Source organism: Moorena sp. SIO1G6 (genome assembly GCF_010672795.1).
Taxonomy (GTDB): domain Bacteria; phylum Cyanobacteriota; class Cyanobacteriia; order Cyanobacteriales; family Coleofasciculaceae; genus Moorena; species Moorena producens.
This window is the reverse complement of the sequence record NZ_JAAHFZ010000077.1, coordinates 21,685-27,861: the sequence shown is the minus strand read 5'-3', so window position 1 is coordinate 27,861 and position 6,177 is coordinate 21,685. Positions and strand designations below refer to the sequence as shown.

5 protein-coding genes and 2 pseudogenes are annotated in these 6,177 nt (G+C 44.3%); 4 read left to right on the top strand and 3 right to left on the bottom strand.

The annotated features are described in order from the left end of the window. Window positions 1-93: pseudogene (locus tag F6K63_RS37510) on the bottom strand (hypothetical protein); the annotation flags it as partial. Beyond that, window positions 69-143, bottom strand: a pseudogene (locus tag F6K63_RS37505) (hypothetical protein); the annotation flags it as partial. The pseudogenes F6K63_RS37510 and F6K63_RS37505, both read right to left, overlap by 25 nt. A gap of 142 nt (window positions 144-285) precedes the next feature. Between F6K63_RS37505 and F6K63_RS33380 the strand changes: the two are divergent. Together F6K63_RS33380 and F6K63_RS33375 are read left to right on the top strand one after the other, a co-directional pair. Continuing rightward, window positions 286-771 carry a hypothetical protein gene (locus tag F6K63_RS33380; protein ID WP_287257207.1) on the top strand — a complete coding sequence of 162 codons (486 nt, stop codon included), beginning with the start codon at window positions 286-288 and terminating at the stop codon, window positions 769-771. A 183-nt stretch (window positions 772-954) separates the two neighbouring features. Next, a complete protein-coding gene (locus F6K63_RS33375) occupies window positions 955-1,260 on the top strand; it encodes a hypothetical protein (RefSeq protein ID WP_287314527.1) in 306 nt (101 codons plus the stop codon). Here the strand turns inward: F6K63_RS33375 and F6K63_RS33370 are convergent. Beyond that, window positions 1,257-1,391, bottom strand: a complete 135-nt coding sequence (locus tag F6K63_RS33370) for a hypothetical protein (RefSeq protein WP_287314525.1) — start codon at window positions 1,389-1,391, stop codon at window positions 1,257-1,259. The genes F6K63_RS33375 and F6K63_RS33370 overlap by 4 nt on opposite strands. A gap of 302 nt (window positions 1,392-1,693) precedes the next feature. Between F6K63_RS33370 and F6K63_RS33365 the strand changes: the two genes are divergently transcribed. Next, complete coding sequence (locus F6K63_RS33365; protein WP_287314524.1) at window positions 1,694-2,980, top strand: ATP-binding protein; 1,287 nt, start codon at window positions 1,694-1,696, stop codon at window positions 2,978-2,980. Window positions 2,981-3,451: 471 nt separating this feature from the next. Continuing rightward, on the top strand, window positions 3,452-6,172 hold the full coding sequence (locus F6K63_RS33360) for an AAA family ATPase (RefSeq protein WP_287314523.1): 2,721 nt from the start codon (window positions 3,452-3,454) through the stop codon (window positions 6,170-6,172). Window positions 6,173-6,177: the final 5 nt, after the last annotated feature.

The following is a 6,177-nucleotide window of genomic DNA, read 5'->3' as shown; positions in this document are numbered from 1 at the left end:
ACCGCTGACCGCTGACCGCTGACCGCTGACCGCTGACCGCTGACCGCTGACCGCTGACCGCTGACCGCTGACCGCTGACCGCTGACCGCTGACCGCTGACCGCTGACCGCTGACCGCTGACCGCTGACCGCTGATAGCTGAATGCTTACCTACGATCTAGGTTTTGTTAAGAAAAATTACAAAATCCCTACCCCAAGAGTAAACAATAAAACTCACCCTGATAAGTAATTGGAGGGAAAAGTTTGAGACCTTGATTCCTTCCAGTACTCTTTCAAAGAGGTAATTATGAAATTCAAACTAAGTACAGCAACTCTTTGTATCAGTGGTGCAGTTTTTGCTATGAGTCTGGTCAATCCCACCTTGGCAAAAATCCCAGACTTTCTTGGCAATGGGGCTAATCGCAACTCTACCACAGTCCCTGAACTAGAACAGAAAAGTACCTTTGACCAAACATCCTCACCGGACTTGGTAGCTCAAGCGGTTGCAGTTAATCTGACTGGTACCTGGCGAGCCAATGATGGTGGCACCTATTATATTCGGCAAGTAGGTAATGAACTGTGGTGGTATGGTCAAAGTTCTAATAATGGCCGAAGTTTCAGCAATGTCTTTCATGGCTACATTGGTCGGAGTGAAGTTGCTGGTAACTGGGCAGATGTACCCAGGGGTCGGACTCGCGGCTCTGGCGAGATGGTAGTCAGAATAGATTCAAACCGCAGACTAACAGCAGTTCGGAGAACAGGTGGCTTCAGTGGTAGTGTTTGGACTCGCTAGGTCAGCTATCAGCTATCAGCTATCAGCTGAATACTTACTGGCTAGTTATAGGAAATAGAAAAAAATATGCTACAGATGATATTAATTGTTGGGACAGACAATTAATATCAAGTAACCTAAAATTTTGGGAAACGTAGCACCGATTTAACTATTTCATACTAGCCTGATTAAAAGCTAATTTATTTGAGGCATGAAACCCCTATATCCTCAGGGTTTCATGCCTTTTCGGATTATCATAGTAATGAGCTACACAGAATTTTTCCCGACTCCCTCGGTGCGCTTTCCGTTGGCGAATTAAATTCGCCACGGGTCGCACCGCTCCCGACTCCCGATTCCCGATTCCCGATTCCCGATTCCCGACTCCCTCGGTGCGCTTTCCGTTGGCGAATTAAATTCGCCACGGGTCGCACCGCTCCCGACTCCCGATTCCCGATTCCCGATTCCCGATTCCCGATTCCCGATTCCCGTTCCCCTCCTGGGAGGGGTTAGGGGTGGGTTCCGATTCCCGATTCCCGACTCCCTCGGTGCGCTTTCCGTTGGCGAATTAAATTCGCCACGGGTCGCACCGCTCCCGACTCCCGACTTCCTGCTCTCATTAACCCAGAACCAAAGTACCTCACACAATTGAGAACTGCTATATACTGGAAATAGTGCCACAAGAGTTAAATCCAGTCATAAACGTTTCCCAAAATCGTTGTTGTCATCAGAGTAGGAACTACGAGAAAAATGAGCAAAAATGTAGTTAAAAATACTGATTTAATCGAAAACAACTTAATTAATCTGCCCGAGCCCCCGCCCTCCTCTCCCCCTTCTTGCTACACTCCTCCCCCTGCCCAGACTCTCCCCACACTTTTCCCCCTATTCCCAATTCCCTCTTCCACACTTCTGAAATAGTTACTGATTTAATTACTTGTTAATTCCAATGCCAAAAAATCCCTTCATTGTCGGTAAGCCAGTTCCCCCAGAGCGTTTTGTGGGACGAACCGCTCTGATTGAAACCGCTTTCGACCAAATCTGCCATCGCAGTAACCTATCAGTGTGGGGAGGTCCGGGCATTGGAAAGTCTTCCTTTCTGGAATTACTGACTTGGCCGGAAATCTGGCGAGTACACCAGACCGACCCATCGCAAGCAGTGATTGTGTTGGTGAATTGCCTCAGTATCCATCCCTTCAGTGGGTCTGGCTTTTGGGGAAAGGCCTTGAGCTTGATTAAAACTAAACTGGACAGCAATCCTGGGCTGCAAGCAGATATTGATGGATTCGTGCAAGACGGAAAAAGCACTGCTGAGGATTTCCGAAAAGTCTTGGGTAAGCTGGGAGCACACCACAAATTCCTAGTATTGCTAGCTGATGATTATGATGCTGTTTTTCGGACTCATGAAACCTACACTGAAGCTGACATGGAAGCCTTTCTAAGTGAGTGTCGCAGCGTAGCCTATTTTGCTGAGGAAAGGCAATACCTCTCCATGATTGTTACCTCCTCTCGCCGTCTTAATGAACTTGGACCGAGTCTCACCCCAGATAAATCCCCCTGGTACAATCACTATTTGTTTCGACAACTTAAGCCATTTAGCAAGAATGAAGTAGATACTCTGCTATTTGGTATGCCGATGACACCAGCCTTGCGGGATGGTATTAAAGAGATTGCTGATGGACACCCGGTCTTGCTACAGAATGCCGGTTATCTGCTGTACCAAGAGTTACGAGCTGGAGGAGACCTCGACCCTGTTACCTTTGCCCAAGAGTTTCAAAATACGACCCTACATATATTTCAACAGATGTGGGAACTATCTAATCCCATCGAGCAAACCTTGTTAATGCTAATTGCACTGTCTGAACTAAAGGGTCGATTGCGTAATCAGCGCTACGATATCAGTAATATTGATAACATTTTCAGTCAGCAGGAGCTAGAATTAAATGCTCTAGTGGGGCAAGGAGTGATTAAACGTCAATACACGGAAGATAAGATAAATTATTCCTTTGCATCTTCCATTATGGAGTGGTGGGTGGTCAAAAAAATCCAGAATAGCAATGAAACTGAACTAGAACAACGAAAGAAAGTGTTTCTGAATGTGATGAGTTCAAAGCAAGCAGAAAAAGTCACCAAAGCCATTCGTTGGTTATGGAATAATAAAGACCAGGTGCCATCTATCCTAGAATGGATTGGAAAAGTTACAGCTGCTCTTCCAAAAGGCGCAATTAGCGGATAAACTAAGGTTGCTCTCCTGAGCTTGTGGTGATACTATATAGCAGTTCTTATTTGGGTGAGTGTAAGTAGTCAGCCGTCAGCTGTCAGCTGTCAGCTGTCAGCTTAAAATAAACCTCGTTTGCGTAGTAAATTTTGAGTAGGGTGCGTTAGGGGGGCTCGCCCTAATTTGCCTCCTCGTAGCTAGCGTTGGAACAGCCCCCCCGTAACGCACCACCGGTTAAAATAGCTTCTAGGAGATGCACCCATTTAAAGTCTGGGGAAAAGCCCATCTAAGTATATGCGCTACGCGCACGCTACGCGAACAGTAGTCAGCCGTCAGCTTATTTTATTCAAAAGCTGTTCGCACCTCAAGTAGGGTGGCCACAGGTCTTGGCTGATAGCTGATAGCTGATAGCTGATAGCTGATAACTGAATGCTGATAGCTGAATGCTGATAGCTGAATCCTTACAACGTAACTGGGAAGAAAGCCAACATGACTAGTGCAACTGTTCGGAAAAATCCTTATATTAGAAGAAATCCTTACATTGTTGGTCGTCCCATTTCTGAACCAGAATTATTTTTCGGTAGACGCAACAAGTTTGAATTCATTGAGGACAACCTCCAGCAGGGCGTACAGGTAATTTTGTTCCATGGTCAACGACGTATTGGTAAATCCACTGTACTTAAACAAATTCCCAATTTTGTTGGGCAAGATGAATTTGTGTTTGTTCAGTTTGATCTACAGGACAAAAGTCAGTTATCCCTTAGCCGTGTTCTATACAGTTTAGGACAAGCTATTATTAAACAAATTCAGCTAGAATCTGACCCTATTAATCTACCAAGCATTACGGAATTAGAAACCAATCCGAATCTTTTTGCAGATAGCTTTTTACCAAAAGTCTATAAAGAATTAGGGTATAAAAAGCTGGTGTTGTTGCTAGATGAATTTGATGTGTTGAGTAGTAACTATTATACCTCAGAGCTTGCTTCATCAAAGGAGTCTTCATCTGAAACGTTTTTCCATTATTTAAAATTTCTAATCGAACAAGATCAGCGATTATTTATTATTCCGTTTATAGGACGGCAACTGGATGATATGCCCAAGTTGCTGGGATTATTTAAAGGTGCTCCTAGCCAAAAAGTTGGCTTGCTCAGTGAACGAAGTGCCACAGAGTTAATTACTGAACCAGCTAAGGGGTCTTTGACCTACGAGTCGGAGGCAATCGATGCTATCTTAGCATTAACATCAGGTCATCCCTATTTCACTCAGGTCCTATGTCATGCACTGTTTGCTCAAGCTAGAACTGAACAAAAGTGGCAGGTAACTCGTGATGATGTGACTAGAATTGTTGATGATGCCATTGAAATTGGTGAAGGAGGATTAACCTGGTTTCGGGATGGATTACCGATTCTGGAACGAGTGATATTTTCCGCAGTAGCAGAGGCTCAAAAAAAAGCTGAAAGAAATCCTAATCAGGTTGTGCAAGACCCGTTGAGTTTACTGGAAGAATATGGCGTTACCATCACCGAGTCTTTGACTCAAGCTAGGGAAAAACTGCTTAAATTAGGTTTCTTAGGGGTCGTAGAAATAACTGATCAAGTTTCATCCTACAACGGAAAATATTACAAAGTAGAAATAGAATTAGTCCGCCGCTGGTTAGTCCAACGTTACCCATTGCGGCGAGAGATATTGGAATTGGAAGACCTCGATCCAGAGGCTAAGGCTAGTTATCAACAAGCAATTGAACGAAATGCTCAGGGGGTGAAACCCTATGAACAGGTTTTGAAAGCCAATCCCAATCACTTTAGTGCTTTATTCGAGATCGCAAGGATATATTTGGAAGGTGACGTATTTGATAAAGCAGTGCAATGCTATCAGCGAGCATACCTAGTTGATCGAGTCCGGAATCAGGATGGATTAGTGCGATCGCATTTAGGTTATGCACAACACCTGATGGAAGTAGGGGAAGTTATCCTCACAACGCAGCAATTGAAGCAAGTGCTAACCATAGAGCCAGATAATCAAGAGGTTTATAAGCTCTATAACAAATTAAACAATCCTTTCGTTGTAGGCGCACCAGTTCACCCAGAAAATTTTGTGGGACGAAAATCTCTCATTGAGACTGCCTTTGATCAAATATATAACCGCAGTAACTTAGCGATTTGGGGTGGCCCAGGGATGGGAAAGACCTCTTTCCTGGAACTCCTGGCTTCCCCGGACGTTTGGCAAGAGTATGGAGAAGAGCCATCACAGGCGGTGATGGTGCTATTCAGTTGCGAAAGTATCCAACCGTTTACAGCTTCCGGGTTTTGGCAAGAAGTCCTAATTGAGCTGATGGATAAATTAGATAGTGAGCCAGACCTTAAGAGTGACATTGAAACATTGCTCGACCAGGGAAAAGCAACTGCCAGGGGGATGCGCCAAGTATTGGGGCAGCTTGGGAAACGAAACAAGTTCTTGGTGTTGCTAGTGGATGACTATGATGCGGCTTTGCGAGAAAACCCGCACTATACTCAAGCTGACATAGAAGTCTTTCTAAGTGAGTGTCGCAGTATTGCCTATCAATCTCGGGAGAGGGAATATCTATCAATGATTGTCACCTCACTCAAACGTTTCAATGAACTTGGACCGAGTCTAACCCCAGATCAATCCCCGTGGTACAATCACTATCTGTTTGTGGTACTTAGGCCATTAACGGAGACTGAAGTGGATACTCTGCTACAAGGTATTCCAATCACACCAGCATTACGGGATGTTATTCAAAACATGGCTGGTGGACGTCCAGCGCTGCTACAAATTGCTGGTTCTTTGCTATTTAGAGAATTAAGAACTGGGAAGTTACCCGATACTGAAACCTTTGCCAAGGAGTTTGAAAGTCAAACTAGACATATTTTTCAAGATATTTGGCAACGGTGCAGGGATGTCGAGCAAGGTCTGTTGATACTGATGGCTTGGTCGAAGTTGAAAGGTAGTCTGGAGCAAAAGATTACTGTTGACTTAAGTGATATTGACTTAGTTTTTAGCCAACAAGAATTAGATTTATCTTCTCTCGAACAACAAGGTTTGATTATGAGGAATCAAGACTTAGAGAAACCAGTCTACTTATTTAGGTCATCAATTATGGAGGGGTTGGTAATTCATACAATTCAGACTAGCGATAAAGCATCATTAGAAAAATGGGAGACTATTTTGCTTAAGCTAATCAACCCTTGAGGAGT